We start from the raw sequence: 676 nt of genomic DNA on the forward strand, positions 1-676 counted from the left end.
GGCAATCCCTGGGCCATCTCGACCGATGTCGGCCCGGTCATCGACGACGAGGCGCAGGCTTCGATCAGCGACTATTGCAAGAAGAAGGGGCTGGAAGGCCGGCTGATCGCCAGGATCGAAGCTCCGGCCACCGGCCGCTTCGTCGCCCCGCATGTCTTCCGCGTCAAGGGCATCGAGGAGATGGAGCGCGAGGTGTTCGGCCCGGTGCTGCACGTCGCGACTTTCGACGCCGACGAGATCGACCAGGTCATCGCCGCCATCAACCGCAAGGGCTATGGCCTCACCTTCGGCCTGCATACGCGCATCGAGGGCCGGGTCCAGCATTTCGTCGACGGCATCCATGCCGGCAACATCTATGTCAACCGCAACCAGATCGGCGCCGTGGTCGGCTCGCAGCCCTTCGGCGGCGAGGGGCTTTCGGGCACCGGCCCGAAGGCCGGCGGACCGCATTACCTGCGCCGCTTCCGCAAGGGGCCTGAGGCCGGAACCGAGGTTGCCGATGGTCACAAGGTGACCGCGACCGAGCTTGCCGACAATCTGCCCGATCCGACGCTGGGCGGCTGGTCGACGCGGCCGGACCGCGTCGCGATCCTGAGGAAGCATCTGCGCGGCAAGGGCGCGGCGGCGATCGCCGCGGCCGCCAGCCTCGATTTCGGCCAGGTCGACCTGCCTGGAC

The 676-nt window shown here is 68.2% G+C and carries 1 protein-coding gene; it reads left to right on the forward strand.

All coding sequences use genetic code 11. The features are described 5' to 3' along the window. Positions 1-676 (forward strand): aldehyde dehydrogenase family protein (locus tag EOA24_RS40040; protein ID WP_127410929.1); only part of this gene is annotated, 676 nt, incomplete at both ends.

Origin of the sequence: Mesorhizobium sp. M2A.F.Ca.ET.039.01.1.1, from assembly GCF_003998035.1 — a bacterium.
GTDB lineage: Bacteria > Pseudomonadota > Alphaproteobacteria > Rhizobiales > Rhizobiaceae > Mesorhizobium.